The 20,516-nt window shown below is 75.7% G+C and carries 21 protein-coding genes and 1 riboswitch; of the genes, 3 read left to right on the top strand and 18 right to left on the bottom strand.

Annotated elements, in window-relative coordinates:
* Positions 1–6: 6 nt before the first annotated feature.
* From F6X51_RS05245 to F6X51_RS28860, 3 genes are read right to left on the bottom strand one after another with little or no spacing between them, the layout of a single operon-like run.
* Positions 7–831 (bottom strand): metal ABC transporter permease, encoded by an 825-nt coding sequence (locus tag F6X51_RS05245; protein ID WP_407658446.1) that lies wholly within the window; start codon positions 829–831, stop codon positions 7–9.
* 38 nt (positions 832–869) lie between these two features.
* Positions 870–1,775 (bottom strand): metal ABC transporter ATP-binding protein, encoded by a 906-nt coding sequence (locus F6X51_RS05240; protein ID WP_150962160.1) that lies wholly within the window; start codon positions 1,773–1,775, stop codon positions 870–872.
* Positions 1,772–1,906 (bottom strand): hypothetical protein, encoded by a 135-nt coding sequence (locus tag F6X51_RS28860; RefSeq protein ID WP_281407626.1) that lies wholly within the window; start codon positions 1,904–1,906, stop codon positions 1,772–1,774. Before F6X51_RS28860 ends, F6X51_RS05240 begins: the two co-directional genes overlap by 4 nt.
* A gap of 209 nt (positions 1,907–2,115) precedes the next feature.
* On the opposite strand from F6X51_RS28860, the gene F6X51_RS05235 reads away from it, so the two are divergent.
* A complete protein-coding gene (locus tag F6X51_RS05235; RefSeq protein ID WP_150962159.1) occupies positions 2,116–2,616 on the top strand; it encodes a Fur family transcriptional regulator in 501 nt (166 codons plus the stop codon).
* A 40-nt stretch (positions 2,617–2,656) separates the two neighbouring features.
* On the opposite strand, the gene F6X51_RS05230 is transcribed toward F6X51_RS05235, so the two are convergent.
* Both F6X51_RS05230 and F6X51_RS05225 read right to left on the bottom strand, forming a co-directional pair.
* On the bottom strand, positions 2,657–4,162 hold the full coding sequence (locus F6X51_RS05230) for an exopolysaccharide biosynthesis polyprenyl glycosylphosphotransferase (protein ID WP_150962158.1): 1,506 nt from the start codon (positions 4,160–4,162) through the stop codon (positions 2,657–2,659).
* Positions 4,163–4,571: 409 nt separating this feature from the next.
* Positions 4,572–4,967 (bottom strand): antibiotic biosynthesis monooxygenase family protein, encoded by a 396-nt coding sequence (locus F6X51_RS05225; RefSeq protein WP_246696630.1) that lies wholly within the window; start codon positions 4,965–4,967, stop codon positions 4,572–4,574.
* Positions 4,968–5,423: 456 nt separating this feature from the next.
* Here F6X51_RS05225 and F6X51_RS05220 point away from each other — a divergent pair, with 456 nt between their 5' ends.
* The gene (locus tag F6X51_RS05220) at positions 5,424–5,870 is read left to right on the top strand and encodes a helix-turn-helix domain-containing protein (RefSeq protein WP_150962157.1); all 447 of its coding nucleotides are present in this window, start codon (positions 5,424–5,426) and stop codon (positions 5,868–5,870) included.
* On the opposite strand, the gene F6X51_RS05215 is transcribed toward F6X51_RS05220, so the two are convergent.
* Genes F6X51_RS05215 through cbiE form a run of 4 tightly spaced genes read right to left on the bottom strand, consistent with a single transcriptional unit; the run spans position 5,857 to position 9,705 of the window.
* Positions 5,857–7,254, bottom strand: a complete 1,398-nt coding sequence (locus tag F6X51_RS05215) for a cobyrinate a,c-diamide synthase (RefSeq protein WP_150962156.1) — start codon at positions 7,252–7,254, stop codon at positions 5,857–5,859. The two genes, F6X51_RS05220 and F6X51_RS05215, sit on opposite strands and share 14 nt — an antisense overlap.
* Positions 7,251–8,033 (bottom strand): precorrin-4 C(11)-methyltransferase, encoded by a 783-nt coding sequence (gene cobM, locus F6X51_RS05210; protein ID WP_150962155.1) that lies wholly within the window; start codon positions 8,031–8,033, stop codon positions 7,251–7,253. The genes F6X51_RS05215 and cobM overlap by 4 nt, the downstream gene beginning before the upstream one ends.
* Complete coding sequence (locus F6X51_RS05205) at positions 8,030–8,467, bottom strand: cobalamin biosynthesis protein (protein WP_150962154.1); 438 nt, start codon at positions 8,465–8,467, stop codon at positions 8,030–8,032. Before F6X51_RS05205 ends, cobM begins: the two co-directional genes overlap by 4 nt.
* Positions 8,446–9,705, bottom strand: coding sequence for a precorrin-6y C5,15-methyltransferase (decarboxylating) subunit CbiE (gene cbiE / locus F6X51_RS05200; RefSeq protein ID WP_150962153.1), 1,260 nt, complete (start codon positions 9,703–9,705; stop codon positions 8,446–8,448). The genes F6X51_RS05205 and cbiE overlap by 22 nt, the downstream gene beginning before the upstream one ends.
* Between cbiE and F6X51_RS05195 the strand changes: the two genes are divergently transcribed.
* Positions 9,704–10,456, top strand: coding sequence for a cobalt-precorrin-6A reductase (locus tag F6X51_RS05195; protein WP_246696629.1), 753 nt, complete (start codon positions 9,704–9,706; stop codon positions 10,454–10,456). The two genes, cbiE and F6X51_RS05195, sit on opposite strands and share 2 nt — an antisense overlap.
* A 98-nt stretch (positions 10,457–10,554) precedes the next feature.
* Here F6X51_RS05195 and cobJ read toward each other — a convergent pair whose 3' ends face one another.
* From cobJ to F6X51_RS05150, 9 genes are all read right to left on the bottom strand, one after another.
* Positions 10,555–11,325, bottom strand: coding sequence for a precorrin-3B C(17)-methyltransferase (gene cobJ, locus F6X51_RS05190; RefSeq protein WP_150962151.1), 771 nt, complete (start codon positions 11,323–11,325; stop codon positions 10,555–10,557).
* Positions 11,322–12,107, bottom strand: coding sequence for a precorrin-2 C(20)-methyltransferase (locus tag F6X51_RS05185; RefSeq protein WP_150962150.1), 786 nt, complete (start codon positions 12,105–12,107; stop codon positions 11,322–11,324). The genes cobJ and F6X51_RS05185 overlap by 4 nt, the downstream gene beginning before the upstream one ends.
* Positions 12,107–12,739: a precorrin-8X methylmutase gene (locus F6X51_RS05180; RefSeq protein WP_150962149.1), complete on the bottom strand. Its 633-nt coding sequence runs from the start codon at positions 12,737–12,739 to the stop codon at positions 12,107–12,109. Before F6X51_RS05180 ends, F6X51_RS05185 begins: the two co-directional genes overlap by 1 nt.
* A 4-nt stretch (positions 12,740–12,743) precedes the next feature.
* A complete protein-coding gene (gene cobG, locus F6X51_RS05175) occupies positions 12,744–14,057 on the bottom strand; it encodes a precorrin-3B synthase (protein ID WP_150962148.1) in 1,314 nt (437 codons plus the stop codon).
* The gene (gene cobN / locus F6X51_RS05170; protein WP_150962147.1) at positions 14,054–17,482 is read right to left on the bottom strand and encodes a cobaltochelatase subunit CobN; all 3,429 of its coding nucleotides are present in this window, start codon (positions 17,480–17,482) and stop codon (positions 14,054–14,056) included. The genes cobG and cobN overlap by 4 nt, the downstream gene beginning before the upstream one ends.
* Positions 17,483–17,698: 216 nt before the next feature.
* Complete coding sequence (cobW, locus tag F6X51_RS05165) at positions 17,699–18,733, bottom strand: cobalamin biosynthesis protein CobW (RefSeq protein ID WP_150962146.1); 1,035 nt, start codon at positions 18,731–18,733, stop codon at positions 17,699–17,701.
* Positions 18,730–19,140 (bottom strand): DUF1636 family protein, encoded by a 411-nt coding sequence (locus tag F6X51_RS05160; RefSeq protein WP_246696628.1) that lies wholly within the window; start codon positions 19,138–19,140, stop codon positions 18,730–18,732. The genes cobW and F6X51_RS05160 overlap by 4 nt, the downstream gene beginning before the upstream one ends.
* A 52-nt stretch (positions 19,141–19,192) precedes the next feature.
* Complete coding sequence (locus F6X51_RS05155) at positions 19,193–19,981, bottom strand: CbtA family protein (protein ID WP_150962144.1); 789 nt, start codon at positions 19,979–19,981, stop codon at positions 19,193–19,195.
* Positions 19,982–20,009: 28 nt separating this feature from the next.
* On the bottom strand, positions 20,010–20,204 hold the full coding sequence (locus tag F6X51_RS05150) for a CbtB domain-containing protein (RefSeq protein ID WP_150962143.1): 195 nt from the start codon (positions 20,202–20,204) through the stop codon (positions 20,010–20,012).
* Between the two features lie 34 nt (positions 20,205–20,238).
* Positions 20,239–20,431, bottom strand: a riboswitch (cobalamin riboswitch).
* Between the last annotated feature and the right edge of the window lie 85 nt (positions 20,432–20,516).

Raw genomic sequence — 20,516 nt, 5'->3', positions numbered from 1 at the left:
GGCTCCTCAGGCCTCGAGGTGGCGCGGCCGCACGAGGCGGTAGAGGAGGCCGCCGCGGGGGCCGACCAGCATCGAGGCGAGATAGAGCGCCCCGGCCGAGAGCACGATGGCCGGGCCGGTCGGCAGGTCGGCGTGGTAGGACAGGCTGAGGCCGGTCAGGCTCGCCAGCGTCGAGACCAGCATCGAGGCCGGGATCAGTCCGCTGAGGTCGCGCGCCCAGAACCGCGCCGTGATCGCCGGCAGCAGCATCAGACCGACGGCGAGCAGCGTACCGAGCGCCTGGAACCCCCCGACGAGATTCATCACCACGAGCGCCAGGAAGGCGAAGTGGACCGGCCCGCCCGCCCGGCTCACCGTGCGCAGGAAGAGCGGGTCGACGCATTCCATCACGAGGGGCCGGTAGAGGGCGGCGAGCGCGAACAGCGTCACGGTGGCGATGCCGCCGAGGAGCAGCAGGGCGGCATCGTCGAGCGCCAGCACGGTGCCGAACAGGATGTGGAGGAGATCGATCTGCGAGCCGCGCAGCGACACGAGCAGGACGCCGGCCGCCAGCGAGATCAGGTAGAAGGCCGCGAGGCTCGCATCCTCCTTGAGCTGTGTCGAGCGGGTGACCAGCCCGGCGAGCAGCGCCACCGTCAGGCCCGCCGCGAGGCCGCCGAGGGTCATCGCGGGCAGCGACAGGCCCGCCACCAGGAACCCCGCCGCGGCGCCCGGCAGGATGGCGTGGCTCATCGCCTCGCTCATCAGGCTCATGCGCCGCAGCATCAGGAAGACCCCGACCGGCGGGGCCGAGAACGAGAGCGCGAGGCAGCCCACGAGGGCCCGGCGCATGAAGCCGAATTCCAGGAAGGGCGCGACCAGGGCGTCGATCACGCCGCGTCTCCGTGCCGGTGGGGAGGGGCGTGCACCGTGCCGTGCTCGGCGTAGCGATGCGGGGCGTGGTCGTGCTGATGGTGATGACTGTGCGCGTGGTCATGCGCATGGTCATGCGCGTGATCTTGCGCGTGATCCTCGGCGGCGGCGTGCGCGTGCCCCGCATGGTCGCGGGCGCAGATCGCGGCGTTCTCGTCCCAGGCCTCCGAGATCCGAGTGGCGCGGGCGAGGTTGGCCGGCGTCAGCACCGTCCGGGTCGGCCCCCAGGCCACGGGCTCGCGGGCGAGGAGCAGGGTCGAGGGGAAATGCGCCCGCACCTGCCCGAAATCGTGCAGGGCGGCCACGATGGTGCGGCCCTCGGCGTGCCAGCCCCGGATCAACGCGACCAGATCCCCGGTGGTGCGGGCGTCGATGCCCGTGAAGGGCTCGTCGAGGAGGATCACGCGGGCATCCTGCAGGATCAGCCGGGCGAACAGGGCGCGCTGGAACTGGCCCCCCGAGAGGGTGCCGATCGGCCGGTCCTCGAAGCCGTCGAGGCCCACCGCCCGGAGCGCCGCCACCACCTCGGAGCGGCGCCCGAGCAGGCTGCGCCAGGGGCCGAGGCGGCGCCACAGGCCCATGCTGGCGAGGTCGAGGACGCTGAGCGGGAAGGTGCGGTCGATCTCGTCGGCCTGGGGCAGGTAGGCGATCGCCTCGCCCGAGCGCTCGATCCGCCCGTCGAGGGCCGGGATCTCGCCGACGATGCCCTTGAGGAGGGTCGACTTGCCGGCCCCGTTCGGGCCGACGAGGGCGAGGAGGTCGCCCGCCGGAATCGTGCCGTCGAGGTGGTGCACGGCCGGGTGCCGGTCGTAGCCGAGGGTGAGGCCGCGCAGGCCGATCGCGCCGGGCCGGGGCATCGTCATGAGCCGAGCGCCCACAGGATCGCGAGCCAGAGCAGGCCGGAGAGGGCGCCCGCGCAGGCACAGCGCAGCCCGAGGCCGGCGCGGAAGAGCGAGGCACGGGGCAGGCGGGAGGTCCGGTCGGTTGATGTCACGGTGAGGCCGGTTCGATGGCAGGCGCGGGCGTCGGCGTGCCGGTGTCGCCGCCCCGCGCCCCGCGGAGGATTTGCCGGGGCCCGGGCGGCGTCTTATATTCCGGGCTGATACACTGTAACACCCGCCGAGTTCAATCGGGGCCCGTGCCCCGGGCTCAGGGTCCCGCGGGATGGCGGGCCCCCGCGGGCGGCTCGATCGGGGGGATGGAATGCACGAGCATGCGGCCGCCCATGACAGTTGCTGTGGCGGCGCCACGGACGCGCTGGCCCGCGCCGAGCGCTTCTGCGGCGAGCGCGACCTGCAATTCACCCGCCTGCGCCGGGACGTGCTGCGCACCGTCGCGGCCGAGGGCAAGCCCCTCGGAGCCTACGACATCGCCGAGCGCCTGAGCGGCACGGGCAAGCGCGTCGCCGCGGTCTCGGTCTACCGCGCCCTCGACTTCCTCACCGAGCACGGCCTCGTCCACCGGATCGCCAGCCGCAACGCCTTCGTCTCCTGCGGGCACAGCCACGGGGAGGGGGCGGGCCTCGTTTTCCTGATCTGCCGCAGCTGCGGCAGCATCGACGAGACCACTTCGCCGGAGATCGAGGACCAGCTCGGCCGCACCCTGGCGCGGGCGGGCTTCCGCCCGACGAGCCGCATCCTCGAGGTCGAGGGCGAGTGCGGCGCCTGCCTCAGCCGCGAGGCGCACGCCCACGAGGGTGCCTGAGGGAGAACGCCCGAGGAAGGGCGCCTGCGGCGGCCCCGACTCAGAAGGCGTTCCTGTAGGCGCGAGGCGAGATCACGGTCTGGACCATGATCCGGATGTCGAACCAGATCGACCAATGGTCGATGTAGTGCAGGTCGTGCTGGACCCGGCGCGCCATGTCGAGGTCGGTCAGGGTCTCGCCGCGCAGGCCGTTCACCTGCGCCCAGCCGGTGATGCCGGGGCGCACGTTGTGGCGGCGGGCGTAGAGGGCGATGCGGCGTTCGAAGCTGCGGTCATGCGCCAGCGCATGCGGGCGCGGGCCGACGAGGGACATCTCGCCCAGCACCACGTTGAGGAGCTGCGGCAGCTCGTCGAGGTTCGAGCGGCGCAGCATCGCGCCGACCCGGGTGATGCGGGAATCGTTGCGGCTGGCCTGCCGGAAGGCGGCATTCTCCTCCATCTTCATGCTGCGGAACTTGAAGACGCCGAAGGGCTGCTGGTTGAAGCCGTAGCGCTTCTGCCGGAAGAAGACCGGCCCCGGGCTGTCGAGCTTGATCAGCACCGCCACCGCGGCGAGCAGCGGCGCGAGGAGCATGAGGGCGGCGAGCGCGACGACGAGGTCGAAGGCGCGCTTCAGGAGGATCTCGCCGAGGTTCAGCGGGCGCCGCCCGATATTGATGCCCGACAGGCGGCCGACGCGGGAGATCTGCATGTCGGGGAAGCGGTCGAGCACCGTGCCGGGGCGCAGGTGCAGGGCGGCGGGCACGCGCAGGAAGGCGTCGATGCAGCGCTCGACATCGGCGGTCTCGGCCCAGGGCACGAGGATGAAGACGTCGTCGGGGCGCAGGAAGCGCACCACCGAGACGGCGAGGTCGAGATCCTCCGACATCTGCGCCTGCCGGGCGGCGGCCTCGGCGGCCGGGTCGATCCGGCGCAGGTAGCTCGTGCCGATGACGCGCAGGCCGAGCGCCTCGGCGTCGTTGCCGGCGTAGAAGCGCGCGATGTCCTCCTCGTAGCCGACGAGGTGGATCCGGCTCACCGAGGCCGAGGCCGGGGTGATGCCCCGGCGCACCAGGGCGATCATGCCCGCGCGCATGCCGAGCATCGCCGGCAACCCGACCACGAAGAGGGTGACGGCGACGACGCGCGAGAAGTCGGTGGTGGTCTTGGTGGCGAAGCCGAGGACCAGTACCACCGCCCAGGCGGCGAGCCAGAGCGAGGCGGCGCGCCGCAGATGCGGCTTCAGCGCCAGCGCGTTCTCGATGCTGTACTCTTCGCGGAACAGGTTCGTGAGCAGGACCACGATGGCGATGAGCCCGGAGATGCGCAGGCTGCGGGTCTCGGCCATCGGGATGAGCCGGCCGGTCAGGGAGAAGTGGTAGGCCGCCTCGATCAGCAGGCCCGTGCCGCAGATCGTGACGAAGTCGGCGACCGCGATGGTCGCCGAGATGCCGAGGCGGAAGGCCGCCCGGCTGCGGCGCGGCAGCAGCGACGCCCAGACGTCGCGGCGGCGCGGGGCGCCGGCCGGCAGGCTCTGGAAGGTCTCGGGAAGCCGTTCGTGAAACATCGGGCGCTGCGTTCCGTCATGAACCGGATTCTGTCCCGAACTGAAACAAGGCTGCGTTCAGTCCCGGATCTCCGAGACGTTTGCGCAAGCTTCAGGCCCCAGTCTTGAGTACCGATTCAGAGCGTCCCGCCTGCCGGCGCGAGTAGTGGTTTCACGCAACACGCGCAACGCGGGCAGACCGCGCGGCCGCCGCGGAAACACCCCCGCGGGGCCCCGCCGCGGCGAATCTCCCCGCTGCGGAAACAGGTTAATGAATTCGATCGGATTGTCGGCGCGTCGATCAAATAATTGTGATTGACGAGTGCGACGCGGCTCCCTCGCCGATTGAGCGATTTTTGCGCACTCGCTGCCGCCGCAATCCCAGCCCGGCGCGCGGGACGCCGCGCCGGGCGCGGGCCCGAGCGAAGCGTCAGGCGGCGGCGTCGGCCGAGCCCGCGGCGGTGTCCTCCCGCGCCACATCCTCCCGCGCCACATCCTCCCGCGCGACGTCCTTCCGAGCGACGGTCTGGATCGTCTCGAAACCCTCGAATTGCGGGTGGCCGAGATAGAGCGGCTTCGTGCTCGGCGCCCGGCTATGGACCTTGCGGAACTGCTCGGAGCGGGTCCAGGCCTCGAAATCCGCCTTCGAGCGCCAGATCGTATGGGAGGCGTAGAGGACGTGGTCCTCGTGTTCCGGTCCGCGCAGCAACTGGAATTCGACGAAGCCCGCCATCTCGCCGAGGTGACTGTCGCGCCCGAGCCAGACCTGCTCGAAATCGTCCGTCGCGTCCTTGACCACCTTGAATCGATTCATGGCGATGAACATGGGCTCGTCTCCATCCTGTCTTGCTGCGGGATACCTGCGCCGGGACCGTAGCGGCGGCATCGGCGCCGGGGAATTCGGCGCATTGACGCGACGGATGCGGCGGCCGCCGGGAGAACCCTCCAGTTCGACCGGGCGGCCCCGATCACTCAGCATTAATTGTCCGTCAATTCCGGAAGGTGATCTCCCATTAGGCTTGCAATCGTTAAGCCCTTCGTGGTCAAGTTGTTGCCAAGGCAACCGTTCGCGAGGCCTGGACAGAGCCCGCTTCCGATCACGTCGGCGTGATTGAAAAGCGTGGTTTCTGCGGGCGTTAGGGCCTGATGCCTTCGGAAGCGAGATGGTAGGTCAACTGCCGCCGCATGTCCGTGTCTCGGATCGCATCTTCGAAATGCAGGCTCGTCCCGCCGATGGTCCGTCGGCGGAGTGGGCGAACTCGCAGAAGGACCAGTTTGAACCATGATGCCCAAGCAGACCACCGACGTCGATCGCCTCGTCGGCATCCGGATCACCGCGCTGCGCAAGGCCCGCGGGATGAGTCAGACCGCGCTCGGCACCGCGGTCGGCGTGACCTTCCAACAGGTGCAGAAGTACGAGAAAGGGCAGAACCGCGTCGGCGCCGGCCGCCTGCGCGAGATCGCCCGCCTGCTCGAGGTGCCGGTCTCCGCCTTCTTCGAGGAGAACGAGGCCGGATCCCAGGGCCAGGGGGACGTGTTCGGCTTCCTCAGCGCGCACGGGGCCATCGAACTCCTGCGCGCCTACGCGCTGATCGGGGACGACCAGATGCGTCGCGACGTGCTCGCCCTCGTGCGCACCGTCTCCCGGCTCGGCCAGCCCCCGGCCCCGGACGAGGCCGCGCCCGCGCCCGCGCCCGCGCCCGCGAACGTCGAGGTCACCGAGGCCTGAGCCCGGTTTCGGGGCCTGCGGATCCGGGAAATTCGGGAATCCGGGGCCCGCCCCGTGGGCCACCGGCTTGATCCCCCGCGATCAGGTGGAAGAAGCTTCCGGTGACGTGGCCGCTGCGGTGGCCGGCGAGCCCCTGCGGGACGCCCTCCGCATCGGTGACCCGCGCCAGCGCGTTCCCGGCGACGGGCGGCGCGGTCAGCTCGCTCGCGTAGTGGAACTCGTGGCCGACGCAGCGGCTCCCCGCGCCCCCGAGCACGCCGTCCGCCAGGAGCGTGGCGACCCGGTAGCCGAGGTGGAGCCTGCGGCTCCGGTAGGAGGTCGCCACCGGCAGCAGGCCCGCCATGGCGTGGGTGACCCCGGCCGCGTCCTCCAGCCCCTCGCCCAGCACCATGTAGCCGCCGCACTCCCCGTGGACGGGCTTCGCCCGGGCGAAGCCGCGCAGGCCGGCGAGGAAGCGCGTCGCCGCGGCGAGCCGCCCCGCATGCAGCTCCGGGTATCCGCCGGGCAGCCAGCAGGCGTCGCAATCGGGCGGCGGCGGCGCGTCGGCGAGGGGTGAGAACGGCACGATCTCGGCGCCGGCCGCGCGCCAGCCCGCCGCCATGTGCGGGTAGAGGAACGAGAAGGCCTCGTCGGAGGCCACCGCGACGCGCTGGCCCGGCGGCCGGGGCAGGGCGCCCGCGCCGGGCGCGGGACCGGCGCCGCCCGCGCAGGCCAGGACCGCGTCGAGGTCGAGCCCGGCCTCCGCGAGGTCGGCGAGCCGGTCGAGGCGCGCGTCGAGGTCCGCGGTCTCCCGCGCCTGGACGAGGCCGAGATGGCGCTCCGGCAGGACGAGGCTCGCATCCCGCATCAGCGCGCCGAGGACCGGCAGGCCGATTCTCGCGAGCCCCGCCTCGACGAGGCGGCGGTGGCGCGCGCTCGCGACCTTGTTGAGCACGACGCCCGCGATCTGCACGCGGGGATCGTAGCGGGCGCAGCCGAGCGCCACGGCGGCGGCCGATTGCGCCGCCCCCGAGACGTCGAGGACGAGGAGCACCGGCCAGCCGTAGCGCGCCGCGATGTCGGCATTGGCGCCGGTGCGGCCCTCGCCGGCCACGATCCCGTCGAACAGGCCCATCGAGCCCTCGGCGACGACGAGGTCGGCCCGGTCCGTGGCGAGCGCCGCCACCGCGTCGAGGAGGGCGTCCGGCATGGCGAAGCTGTCGAGGTTGAAGCTCGGATGCCCGGTGGCGGCCTGATGGAAGGCCGGGTCGATGTAGTCCGGGCCGCATTTCGCGCCGCGCACCGCCAGCCCGCGCCGGCTCAGCGCCCGCATCAGCGCGAGGGTGACGGTGGTCTTGCCCGAGCTCGACCGGGGCGCGGCGATCAGGAGGCCGGGCGGGTTCATGGTTCGGACCGGCCCAGGGCGGCGCCCGTCGGCCGGAAGCGGCGGTCGTAATCGACGGAGTAGAGCGCGCTCTCCCGGAACGCCCCGGGCGCCAGCGCCGGCCCGACCAGGATCAGGGCGGTGCGCTCCAGCCCCGCCGCGGCGACGGCCGAAGCGATGTCCGCGAGGGTGCCGGTGATCACGCGCTCGTCCGGCCAGGTCGCGCGGAACACCACCGCGACCGGGCAATCCGGCCCGTAGAAGGGCGTCAGCTCGGCCACGATCGTCCCGGTGACGTGGATCGAGAGGTGGAGCGCCAGGGTCGCGCCGGTCGCCGCGAAGGCCGCGAGCGTCTCGCGCTCCGGCATGGCGCTGGCCCGGCCCGAGGTGCGGGTCAGGACGACGGACTGGGCGAGGCCCGGCACCGTCAGCTCGCGCCCGAGCCGCGCCGCCGCGGCCGCGAAGGCGGGCACCCCCGGCGTCACCGTGTAGGGGATGCCCAGCGCCTCGAGGCGGCGGGTCTGCTCGGCGAGGGCGCTCCAGATCGAGAGGTCGCCCGAGTGCAGCCGGGCCACGTCCTCGCCGCGGGCCTCGGCGGCGGCGCACTCGGCCATGATCGCGTCGAGGTCCAGGGGGGCGGTGTCGACGATGCGGGCCCCCGGCGGGCACCAGCCCAGGATCTCGGGCGCCACCAGGGAGCCGGCATAGAGGCAGACCGGGCAGGCCGCGATGCGGTCGCGGCCGCGCACCGTGATGAGGTCGGCCGCGCCCGGGCCGGCGCCGATGAAGTGGACGGTCATGCGTGCGGCTCCGCCGGCTCGGGGTCCCGCGGCTCGGGGTCCCGCCCGGGTCGCGCCAGCGCGCAGGTGGCCCCCGGGCTGGCGATGCGGGGCAGGATGAGGCGGGCGCCGTCGCCGGCCGCCGCGAGGGCCGCGGCCTCCGCCAGGGACCCGATGCCGCGCAGGCGCTCGATCCGGGGCGAGCGCGTCGGCACCCGTGCGTCGACCGCCGCGAGCGCTGCCGGCGCCACGCCGAGGGGCACGAGCCCGAAGGCCCGCGCCGCCTCGCGGCAGGCGGGCGCGTCGGCCCGGTCGGCGGCGGTGGCCAGCGCCCCGAGGTCGTCGGAGGCGGCCTCGCGCAGCGCGCGGCGCAGGAGCGCGACGATCTCGGCGGCCGGCGTGCCGCGACGGAAGCCGATTCCCGCGACGACGCTCACGGCTTGGTCCAGGCCCATTGGGTGACGGGCATGGCGGCGCGCCAGCCGTGCAGCCCGCCGACCGGATCGGCCCGGGCCACCGAGAGCCGCCGCAGGGTGCCGCCCCGCTCCGCGAAGGCCGCGAGCAGCACCGCCTCGGCCTCCAGCGTCACGGCGTTGGCGACGAGCCGCCCGCCCGCGGGCAGCGCCGCGATGGCGGCGGGCAGGAGGCCGGGGGCGCCGACGCCGCCGCCGACGAAGATCGCGTCCGGCGCCGGCAGGCCGGCGAGGGCCGCCGGCGCCTCGCCCTCCACCACCGCGAGGTCCGGCACCCCGAGCGATTCGGCGTTGCGCCGGATGCGTGCGGCCCGCTCCGGCCGGGCCTCGATCGCGACCGCGCGCTGGGCGGGGTGGCGCAGCATCCACTCGATCGAGACCGAGCCCGCGCCCCCACCGATATCCCACAGGCGCTGGCCGAGGCGCGGCGCCAGGGCCGCCAGGGTCACGGCCCGGATCTCGGCCTTGGTGAGCTGCCCGTCATTCTCGAACCAGGCGTCGTCGAGGCCGGGAGCGAGGGGCACCGGGCGGGCCCCGGGCTCGGCCGCGACGGCGACCGCCAGGGTGTTGAGGGGGGCGATCCCCGCGAGGTCGAAGCCGGCGGCGGCGGCCTCGCGGACCCGCTCGCGCGGGCCGCCCATCGCCTCCAGCACCGTCAGACGCGAGCCGCCGAACCCCCGCGCGCGCATCAGCTCCGCGACGGCGGCGGGGGTGGTCTCGTCCCAGGACAGGACGAGGAGGCGGGCGCCGGGCTGGAGATGGGGCACGATCCGGGCGAGGGCCCGGCCGTGCAGGGTCAGGCAGGCGCATTCGGCGAGCGGCCAGCCGAGGCGGGCGCAGGCGAGGCTGAAGGCCGAGGGCTGGGGATAGGCCCGGATCTCGGCGGCCGGCACGAGGCGGGCGATCTCGGCGCCGATGCCGTAATGGAACGGGTCGCCGGTGGCGAGGATGCAGGTCGGCTGCCCGCGCCGGGCCAGGATCTCCGGGTAGGCCGCCGTGATCGGGCTCGGCCAGGGGCGGCTCTCCGCCGCCAGGGGGCCGGCCAGGGCGAGGTGGCGGCGCCCGCCCCAGACCAGGCGGGCGCCCGCGAGGGCCGCCTCGGCCGCGGGCGACAGCCCGGCCCGGCCATCCTCGCCGATGCCCACGATGGCGAGCCAGGGCGCGCCGGCCGCCCCGACCCCGCTCGACACGGGCTCAGCCCTCGTGGACAAGGCGGCCATGCGCATCCTCATCCTCGGGGGCACCGGCGAGGCGAGCGCCCTGGCGCGGGGCCTCGCCGGCGCGCCCGGCCACGACGTCACCCTCTCGCTCGCCGGCCGCACCGCCGCGCCGAAGCCCGAGCCCGTGCCGACGCGGACCGGCGGGTTCGGCGGCCCGGACGGGCTCGCGGCCCATCTCGGCGCGAACCGGATCGACCTCCTGGTCGACGCGACGCATCCCTTCGCGGCCCGGATGTCCCGCAACGCCGCGCTCGCCGCCGCGCGGGCCGGCGTGCCGATCCTGGCGGTGCGCCGCCCGGCCTGGACCCGCCAGCCGGGGGATGCCTGGACCGAGGTCGCCACCGTGGCGGAGGCCGCCGCGGCGCTCGGGCCCGCGCCCCGCCGCGTCTTCCTGACGATCGGCCGGCAGGAGGTCGCGGCCTTCGCGGCCGCGCCCCAGCACGATTACGTGGTGCGCACGATCGAGCCCCTCGGGGCCGCGCTGCCGGTGCCGCGCCTCACCGCGATCGAGGCCCGCGGCCCCTTCGACGCGGACTCCGAGGCGGCGTTCCTGGCAAGCCGCGCCATCGCGGTCCTGGTCAGCAAGAACTCGGGCGGGTCCGCCACCGCCGGCAAGATCCTGGCCGCCCGCCGCCTCGCCCTCCCGGTCGTGATGATCGCGCGTCCGCCCAAGCCCGCCGTGCCGGCGGTGCCGGATGCGGAATCGGCCCTGGCCCTGATCCGGTCCGGGGCGGTGCTCGGCTCCGGCTGAGGCGCGCGCCGGAGCGGTCGCCTCCCTCAGCCCAACCTTCTCCCGGACGGGAGAGGGGGCGCGTCGCCCCACCCGCACCGATCGCGACACCCGCACCATCAGGCCGGCTCCGCGGGGGGCACGCTGCGGGGGGTGTAGACGTAGGGCCGCGCCCCGGGCCCGCGCGGGATCAGGCGGGTGGCCGAGGCGCCGATGATCACCAGCGTGGCCATGTCGGCGGGGGCGTCGCGGGCCTCCGCCAGGGTGAGGACCCGGATCGCCTCGTCGGGGCGGGTGACGGCGCGGGCGAGCATGACGGGCGTTCCGGGCGCCCGGATCTCGGCGGCGAGGCCGAGGGCGGCGCCGAGCTGCCAGGGGCGGGCCGCGGAGATCGGGTTGTAGAGCGCCACCACGAGATCGGCGCGCAGCACCGCCTCCAGCCGGGCCGTGATCACGTCCCAGGGCTTCAGGTTGTCCGAGAGGGAGAGCGCGCAGAAATCCCCCCCGAGGGGCGCCCCGAGCCGGGCGGCGGCGGCCAGCATCGCGGTGATGCCGGGCTCGACCGTGATGGGGAGCCGGCGCCAGGCCGGGTCGCCGGCCTCGACGGCCTCGAACACCGCCGCCGCCATGGCGAAGACGCCCGGATCCCCGCCCGAGACCACCGCGACGCGCCGGCCGGCGGCGGCGAGCGCGAGGGCGTGGCGGGCGCGGTCGACCTCGACGCGGTTGTCGCTGGCATGCCGCCGCAGGCCGGCGCGCTCGGGCACGCGGGCGACGTAGGGATGATACCCGATCAGGTCCTCGGCGGCGTCGAGGGCGGCCTGGGCGGCGCCGGTGAGGAGGCGCGGGTCGCCGGGGCCGAGGCCGATGATCGCGACGCTGCCGCTCACGGCCGGCGGCCCTCGCCGGGCACCAGCACCATCGAGAAGTAGGGGGCGTCGTCGTCCGGCTTGTCGGCGAGCGCCACCACGCGCTCCCCCGCCATGGTGCCGCGCTCGACATAGACCGCCCGGGCGAGGAGCCCGGTCTCGGTGAGCGCCGCGCGGACCTTCGGCAGGTGGCGCCCGAGCTTCATGATCACCGCCGCGTCCGTGCCGCGCAGGCGCTCGACGAGGGCCGGGTGCGGCAGGGTCGCGGGCAGGACCGTCAGGACGTCGTCGCCCCAGGTGATCGGGGTGCCGGCCCGCGTCCAGCAGCCGGACATGCCGGTGACGCCGGGCACCACCTCGACCGGGAAGCGGTCCTTCAGCCGGCGCCAGAGATGCATGAAGGAGCCGTAGAAGAAGGGGTCGCCCTCCGACAGGATCGCCACGTCGCGGCCCGCGCCGAGGTGGTCGGCGAGCCGCCCGGCCGCGTCGTCGTAGAAGCCCGCGAGCGCCGAGACGTACTCAACATGGTCCGGCGGCAGTTCGGTGGTGTAGGGGTAGACCAGCGGGAACTCGCGGGCCGGGTCCCTGAGGATCGCGTCCGCGATGGTGCGGGCGTTGCCGCGCCGGCCCTTCTTGCAGAAATGGACGAGCACGGGGGCGCGCTCCAGCACCCGCATGGCGCGGACCGTGAGGTATTCCGGCTCGCCCGGCCCCATGCCGACCCCGTAGAGGGTGCCGGTGGCGACGGCGGCGAACGCCGACCCGTCCTCGCCCCCCAGCGCGATGCGCTCCCCCGCCTCCATCACTCGACCTCGTTCGCCAGCGCGTTGACGGCCGCCGCCGCCATGGCGCTGCCGCCGCGCCGCCCGTGCACGACGCAGAACGGCACCCGCCCGTCGCGGGCCAGGGCCTCCTTCGATTCCGCCGCGCCGACGAAGCCGACCGGGATCCCGATCACGGCGGCGGGGGCGCCGACGCCCGCGTCGAGGAGCTCGAGCAGGCGGAACAGGGCGGTGGGCGCGTTGCCGACCGCCACCACGCTGCCCGGCAGGTGCTCGCGCCAGAGCTCCATCGCGGCGGCGGAGCGGGTCGTGCCCATCGCGGCGGCAAGCTCCGGCACGCGCGGGTCGCCGAGCGTGCAGATCACCGGGTTGCTCGCCGGCAGCCGCGTCCGGGTGACCCCGTCGGCCACCATGCGCACGTCGCACAGGACCGGGGCGCCGGCCTTGAGCGCCGCCTCGCCGGCCTCCGCGAAGGTCTCCGACACCTCCACGTCCCGGGGCAGGTCGGTCATGCCGCAGGCGTGGATCATCCGCACCACGACGCGCTCGGCGGCGCCCGTGAACCGGGCGAGATCGGCCTCGGCGCGGATCATCGCGAAGGAACGGGCATAGATGGCTTGCCCGTCGCGCAGGTAATCGAGGCGCGCGCTCATGTGGTCAGGTCCTGAAAGCGTGATCGAGGCCGAGGGCGGAATCCGCCCTCCTTACGCGCTCCAGCGCCGCCTCGAAAGTGAGTTGCATCGCCGGTTCCGCGCCGGGCGTCCCGCCGAGCACGAGGCCGTAGCGGCCATCCGCGCCGACGAGGGTGAGGTCGGCCGCGCCCGGATGGGCGCAGCCCTTGGGGCAGCCCGAGACGTGGGCGCGCAAGCCCCGCGCCGCGAAGGGCCGGAACGCCTCGGCGAGGCGGGCGGCGTCGGCGAGGGTCGGCGTCGTGCCCGAGGCGCAGGCCGGCGCGCCCGGACAGGCCGCCACCGCCCGGCGGGGATCGTCCGGCTCGGTGACGAAGCCCTGCGCGGCGAGCGCGGCGAGCGCGCCCGCGGCGGCGGCCTGGTCGGCTGCGGCCAGCACGAAGCCGCGGGTCGGTGCGAGGCGGATCTCCGGCGCCCCGAGCCCGTCCGCGATCGCGGCGAGGCACTCGAGCCCGTCCGCGCCGCAGCGCCCGAACGCGGCCTCCACCACGACGGCGATCCGCCCCGGCGCGAGCGGGATCAGCCCGGCGGGCAGGGCGGCGTCGCGCGCCCCCGCTCCGGTCCGGGAGAGGTCGGTTCCGCGAGCGCGGAACGGTGCGGGAGCGCCGGCGCTCCGGGCCACTGCGGCCCGCTCGGCATCGGTGAGGTCGCGCAGGCGCCGGCCCCCGGTGCCCGCGAAGGCCGCGAGGGCGGCGGCCACCGCGTCGGCGAGGCGGGTTGTCCCGATGGGGCCGAGCCAGAGCGGGCCGTCCTCCGCCGCGAGGCCGAGGGCGGCCTCGTCGGGCCCGGTGGCGCGCACGAGCACGTCCGCGCCGGTCTCGCCGAGGGGCCAGCGCAGGCCCTCGACCGCCACCAGGGTCTTGGCCGGCAGGCCGGGCAGGGCGCGGCCCAGGGCCTCGACCGCGCGGGCGATGCCGGCGGCATCGAAGGCCTCGGCCGGGTCGAGGCCGCCGAGCGGGTGCGTCAGGGTCAGGCGCTGCGGGCCGCCGTCGTGGCGGGCATCGCCGAGCCCGGCGGCCTCGACGGCGGCGGCGAGGGGCCCGCGCGTCTCCGCGCGCACGCCGCGGATCTGCAGGTTGGCCCGGGCGGTGACGTCGACATGGCCGTTGCCGAAATCCCGGGCCGCCCCCGCGACGGCCCGCGCCTGCGCCGGGCTGAGGCGGCCGCCCGGGGGATGGATGCGGGCGAGCAGGCCGTCGCCGGTCGGCATCGGGCGGGCGAGGCCGGGGCACCAGCCCCGGCGCGACGGCGCTGTCGGGGCGATCCGGCGGGGGACGCTCACTCGGCGGCCTCGCGCATCAGCTCGTCCGCCGCGCGGGCGTTGCGGCGCGAGTGCCAGAGGCCGCGCGCCCGCGCCGCGTCGAAGCGCTCGAGGATCGCCCGGGTCGCGGCGGGGTTGGCCGCGCGCAGGGCCTCGAACACCTCCGCGTCGGCGATCCAGGCGCCGTAGAGCCGGTCGAGGTCGGCGTCGCTGACGGCCCGCGTCGTCGCGGCGAGGACGAAGACCGCGTCGAGTCCCTGCGCCAGCTCCTGCGCGCCCCGGTAGCCGTGGCGGAGCTGCCCGGCGATCCAGCGCGGGTCGGCGAGGCGGCCCCGGATCAGGCGGGCCACGTCCTCCCGCGCGCTGCGGGCCTTCGGGGCCTCGGGGTTCGAGACGTCGAGGCTGTAGAGGGCCGGCGCCGCGCCGCCCAGGTCGGCGGCGGCGGCGAACCCCCCCATGGCGTCGGCGGCGGCGTCCCCGTCGAGGAGGTCGCGCTCGGCCACGTCGAAGGCGTGCAGGTAGGCATCCGCCCCGGCGACGCGGGCGGCGAAGCCCGGATCCGCCGCCGCCTCGGCGCCCCCGTAGGCGTGGGTGGTGGCCGCGAGATAGGCCCGGCCGAGATCGGCGCGGGCGTCCCAGGCCCCGTCGAGGGCGGTCTCGGCCGCCCCCGCGCCGTAGCGGCCCGGCGCCGCGCCGTAGACCCGGGCGCCGGCCTCGCCCCGGCGCCGGGCGGCGGCCAGCGGGTTCTCGGCATCCTCCTCCTCGCGGGCCGCGACCGCGCGGGCCGCCCGGTCGAGGAGCGCGAGGGTGTCCGGGAAGGTGTCGCGGAAGGCGCCGGAGACCCGCAGGGTCACGTCGATGCGCGGCCGGTCGAGGAGGGCGAGGGGCAGCACCTCGAAGCCGGTGACACGGGTGCTGGCGTGGTCCCAGACCGGGCGCACGCCCATCAGCGCCAGGGCATGGGCCACGTCCTCGCCGCCGGTGCGCAGCGTCGGCGAGGCCCAGAGGTCCATCACCACCCGGGCCGGGTACGCGCCCTCGTCCTGCAGGTAGCGCGTCACCACCGTCCCGGCCGCCCGGGTGCCCAGGAGGGCGGCGGCCCGGGTCGGGATCGCCCGCGGGTCGAGGGTGGTGAGGTTGCGGCCCGTCGGCATCACGTCCTGGCGCCCGCGCGAGGGCGAGCCCGCGGGGCCGGGGGGCACGAAGCGCGCGTCGAGGGCGGCGAGCAGCCCGGCCCGCTCGGCCCCGGCGCAGGCCCGGACCGAATCGGGCGCAGTGGCCTGCTCCCCTGCCGGCACCCGGCCGAAGACGTGCAGCCCCTCGCGAAACACGGTCTCGCCGAGGTCGCAGAGATGCGCGTCGAGGGCGGTGAGCGCGTCGGCCATCGGGGTGTCGGGGGTGATGCCGGCCCCGTCGAGGAGGCCCGCCGCGTCGGCCTCGTCCAGGATCGCGCGGGCGATCAGCTCGGCCCGGCGCGGGTCGAGCACGCTCGCGGCGGCGTATTCCTCGACGAGCTCGCGCAGGCGCGCGGCCTCCGGGGAGAGCCCGGCCGTGCCGGTGCGCGGGGTCAGGTGGCCGAGGGCGATGCCGCCGAGCCGCCGCTTCAGGGGCGCGGCCTCCCCCGGATCGTCGACGATGAACGGGTAGATGACGGGAAGCGCCCCGATGGCGCGGGCCGGCCAGCACGCGGGGGAGAGGGCCACCGCCTTGCCGGGCAGCCACTCGGTGGTGCCGTGGGTGCCGAGATGCACCAGCGCGTCGAAGTTCTGCCGCAGGCCGAGGTAGAACGCCAGGTAGGCGTGCGTCGGCGGCTCGTCGGGGTCATGGTACCCGGCCTTGCGGTCCTCGCCCCGGCCGCGGTCGGGCTGCAGGAAGACGGCGAGGGGTGCGACTTCTCCGGAGACGTCGCGTCCCTCACCCCAACCCTCTCCCGCACGGGAGAGGGGGCCCGTCGCGCTGCCGGTGCCGTTTGCGCAGGGCCGCGTGGGCGGAGCGGCGGCGAGGGGGCCCGCCGGCGCCACCGGGAAGCGGAAGGCCCCGTCGCGGCAGGCCGGATCCGCCTCGGGGGTGCCCCAGCGGGCCAGGAGGGTGTCGCGGGCGGGCTCCGGCAGGCCGGCGAGCCAGGCGCGGTAGGCGCCGAGGGGCACCGCGAAGCCGGCCGCGTCGCCCGTGAGCGCCCGCATCAGGGCGCCGGCCTCGGGAATCGCGCCCACGGCGTAGCCGGCCGCCGCAAGGTCGGCGAGGATGGCGCGGGCGCTCTCCGGCGTGTCGAGGCCCACCGCGAAGCCGGCGCGGCCGCCGCGGGCCGGGTAGTCCGAGAGCACCAGGGCGACCCGGCGCTCGGGGCGCGGCAGGCGGGCGAGGCGGGCCCAGGCGGCGGCCCGGTCGGCGAGGGCCGCGATGCCGGCGGGGTCCGGCACGGCGCGGCGCTCGGCGAAGCCCGCCACCTCCGGCGCCTCCTCCTTGAAGGCGATGGGGAAGCCCGCGAGCCGCCCGTCGAATTCGGGCAGCGCCACCTGCATGGCGAGGTCGGCGGCGTTGAGGCCCCGCGCCGAGGCCACCCAGGCCGCCCGGGGGGCGCCGACCGTGTAGGCCTGCAGCACCGGGCAATCGGCGGCGTCGAGGACGAAGCCCGCATCGTCCCGGGCCGCGAAGGCGGTCGCGGCCAGGATCACGGCCGGCCGGCGCGCCGCGATCGCGACGCGCAGGGCCGCCAGCGCCTCCGGGTCCTTGAGGCTCGACACCGCCAGGATCACCGGGCTCAGGCCCCGCGCCGACAGGGCGGCGGCGAGCGCCGCGACCGGGGCGCCGTCGCCCGCGAGCACGGCCGAGCGGTAGACGAGGAGGAAGGCCGGCGGCCCCGTCCCGGCCGCCGCGAGGGCGGTGCCGAGGGGGAGCGGCCCGCAGCCGGGGCACCAGGGGAAGCCGCGCGGCAGGGGCTCCGGCGCCTCGACCGGGCCCGGGTGGCCGATCTCGCCCGCGAGCCGGCCGAGCAGGCGGCGCAGGTTGTCCGGCCCCCCGGCCCGGAAATAGGCGTCGAGGACCGGCGCGAGGTGGGGGGCGGTGGCGTAGGCGTCGAGGCGCGGGTCCGGCCGGTCGTCGCCGGGCAGCACCACCAGGATCACCCCGTGGGCGCGGGCGGCGGCCAGGGTCCGCTCGAGGCCGTAGCGCCAGTAATCGAGCCCGCCGAGGCAGCGGATCACCACGATCCGGGCCTTGGCGATCACCCGGTCGACATAGAGGTCGACCGACATCGGGTGGCGCAGGCGCGCCAGCCGGGCGAGCCGCAGGGAGGGCAGGCCGGGCCGGGCGGCGTGGGCGCGCGCCACCCCGTAGAGATCGGAATCGGTGAACGACAGGAAGACGATGTCGCCGGGCTCCTGCCCGAGGTCGACCGCCGCCTCGCCCTCGTCGAGGGACACCGTGTCGATGCGGATGAGGTGCATGGCCCGGGCCCGCTCAGGCCGCCGGGCCGGGCGACGCGTCCTGAGCCGGCCGCGGCCGGGCCGGGACAGCCACGCCGCCCACGAGCGCGGCGCGCTCCGCCCGGCGTTCCTGCCGGGCGAAGGACGCCGCCACGCTCATCGGCCTCGTGATGCGCTCCAACATCCTGGTTTTGTGTCCCTCGGGCCCGGCATGATAGCGCGGCGGGCCCCGCCGCCCTATCCCGCCAGTGCGGCGGCGACGGCACCCCGGTCGAAGCCCTTGAGGCCGATCACCACGAGGCGTCCGTCGCGGGGCTCGGCCGGCTTCCAGGGCCGGTCGAAATGGTGCGCGACGCGCCGCCCGACGCCCTGGACCACGAGGCGCATCGGCTTGCCCTCGATCTCCGCGAAGCCCTTGATGCGCAGGACGCCGGGCGTCTCGGCGGCCCGCTCGACCCGCGCCGCGAGGTCGCCCGCGGTCACGGCCGGGCGGACCGCCATCGCGACGGTCTCGAAATCGTCGTGGTCGTGGTCCTCGCCCTCGCCGTGATGCGAGGGGCGGGCGTCGAGGTCGTCCTCGGCCGCCGCGCCGAGGCCGAGCAGCACCCGCGGGTCGATCGCGCCGTGGGCGGTCTCCACCACCTTCACGGCGCGGGGCAGTTGCCGTTCGACCTCGGCGCGGACCCGGGCCAGGGCCCCGGCGTCGAGGAGGTCGGCCTTGTTGAGCACCACGAGGTCGGCGCAGAGGAGCTGGTCCTCGAACACCTCCTCGAGGGGGTTGTCGTGGTCGACGCTCGGGTCGGCGACGCGCTGCGCCGCGAGGGCGGCCGGGTCCTCCGCGAAGGCGCCGGAGGCCACGGCGGGGCCATCCACCACCGCCACCACGCCGTCCACCGTCACCCGCGAGCGGATCGCCGGCCACTGGAAGGCCTGGACCAGGGGCTTCGGGAGGGCGAGGCCCGAGGTCTCGATCAGGATGTGCTCGGGCGGGTCGGCGCGTCCGAGGATCTGGTTCAGGGCGGGCACGAAATCGTCCGCCACGGTGCAGCAGATGCAGCCGTTCGGCAGCTCGACGATCTGGTCCTCGGTGCAGCCCGCGATGCCGCAGGCGGCCAGGAACGAGCCGTCGAAGCCGACATCGCCGAACTCGTTGACGAGGATCGCGAGGCGGCGCCCCTCCGCCCGCTCCATCAGGTGGCGCACCAGCGTCGTCTTGCCGGCCCCGAGGAACCCCGTGACGATGGTGCACGGGATCTTCTGCACGATGCTCATTCGGCGGCTTCCGGAATCGGGGGCGGGACGGAGGGCGGGAAGGGCGGGATGCGGGCGACGACGCCCTTGCGGAAGGCCTCGGGCCGGGCGCGCCAGGGCACGATGCCGTCCGGCGTGGCGGCGTAGAGGCCGATCCCGTCGAGGAGGGCGGCGGCGGAGGCCGCGGGGTCGAGGTCGCCGTAGACGTAGGTCCAGCGTCCGGCCGAGGCGACCGCCACCGTGCAGGGCCGCCTGCAGACCGAGAGGCACTCCACCGGCTCGATCCGCAGGCCCGGCACCGGCGCCTCGGCGAGGCGCGCCTCCAGGGCGGCTCGCAGGCGCGCCCCGGCCCGGATCTCGGCGCTGTCGCCCTCGGCCCGGCAGGTGGTGCAGACGTAGAGCACCACGTCGCCTTGGGATCCGGGCACCGTCCGGTCAGGCCGGGTTTGATCGGGCCGGGTTTGATCAGGCCGGGTTTGATCAGGCATGGGCCGGCGCCGGGGCGGTGCGGCCGAAGGCCTGCCAGGCCCAGCCGAAGGCGAGCCCAATCACGGCCCAGAACACGAACGCGATGGCGAGGGAGCGGGCGGCGAACTGCGCCGCGAGGCCCGCGGGCAGGGGCGAGGCCGTCGCCGCCACCTCGGGCGCGCCCGCCACATGGGGGGCGACGAGGAGCACGAGGCCGCCCAGGATGGTGACCGGCACCCGCCGGATCGCGATCAGGTAGAGCCCCATGGCGGTCGAGGCCGCGGTCATCAGCCACCACGCCTGGCGCGCGGCGAGCGGCGCCGCCTCGCTGCCGGGCAGCTCCGGCGGCAGGCCGAGCGCCGGCGCCAGCGCCACCGCCAGGAAGCCCGCCACCGCGAAGCCGAGGCCGCGCTCGAGGGTCGGGGCCCGGCCGCAGGCCAGCATCACGGCACCGAGGAGGAGGGCGTAGCCGACGCCGCCGATCAGGGTCGCGAGGCCCGTGAAGGCCATGCGGGGCAGGCCGGGGCCGGGCTGCCACGCGGCCGCCGCGCCCGAATCCGCCTCCGCCTCCGAATGCGCCGGCGCGCCGGAATGGGCATGCGCCAGGACGATCGGCAGGGCGCCGGGCAGGGCGCCGGACCGAAGGACGGGCGGGTGCCCGGCGCTGGCCTGCGCGTCGTGCGTCTCGTAGCGCTCGGCCGCGACGATGAGCGGCGAGGTCAGGGCGAGCTGAAGGCCCGTCGCGACGACGGCCGCGAGGAAGCCGGCGACCAGGGCCGCCGACAGGAGCCGGATGATCATGATGCGCGGGTGGTTCGGCGCGGGGCGATCAGTGGCAGGGGAAGTTCTGGGTGTGCCGGAAGTCGTGCGCGGCGTTGTGAAGCGCCGAGGCCGGCGCGAAGCCCGCCAGGAAGACGAGGCCGAGCCCGAGGAAGGCCGCGATCGCGACGGCCGTGCGGGCCTCGCCGGCGCGGAGCCCGGCCGCGCCGAGGGTCTGGGTACCGAGGGTCTGGGTCGTCGACATCGTCAATCTCCAGCCGCCCCGCCGGCGGCGTTCGAGGATCACGCGGGGGACGGCAGGTCTCCTGGCTCGCGGATCGCTGCGCCTGCCGCCTTCCCGGCTCGCGCCGGTGGCCGTCTGGCAGGAGCTAGCCGCTCACAGTTGCGGGGGCAGCCGCGGCCTCGAGGCGAACCTCTCACCGCATTCCCTTTTCACCCCGTCTCCGGGGCACCGTCCGGATAGGCTTCTACCCTGTCGCGGGCCGGCGCACAACGCGGGGGATCGGCGAATCGGCGGGGGCCGCCGGCTTTGACCCGCGCCCCCCGCTCGGGCAAA

Source organism: Methylobacterium planeticum (assembly GCF_008806345.1).
GTDB lineage: Bacteria > Pseudomonadota > Alphaproteobacteria > Rhizobiales > Beijerinckiaceae > Methylobacterium > Methylobacterium planeticum.
The sequence above is the reverse complement of the archived record's forward strand: the minus strand, read 5'-3'. Positions and strand labels throughout refer to the sequence as shown.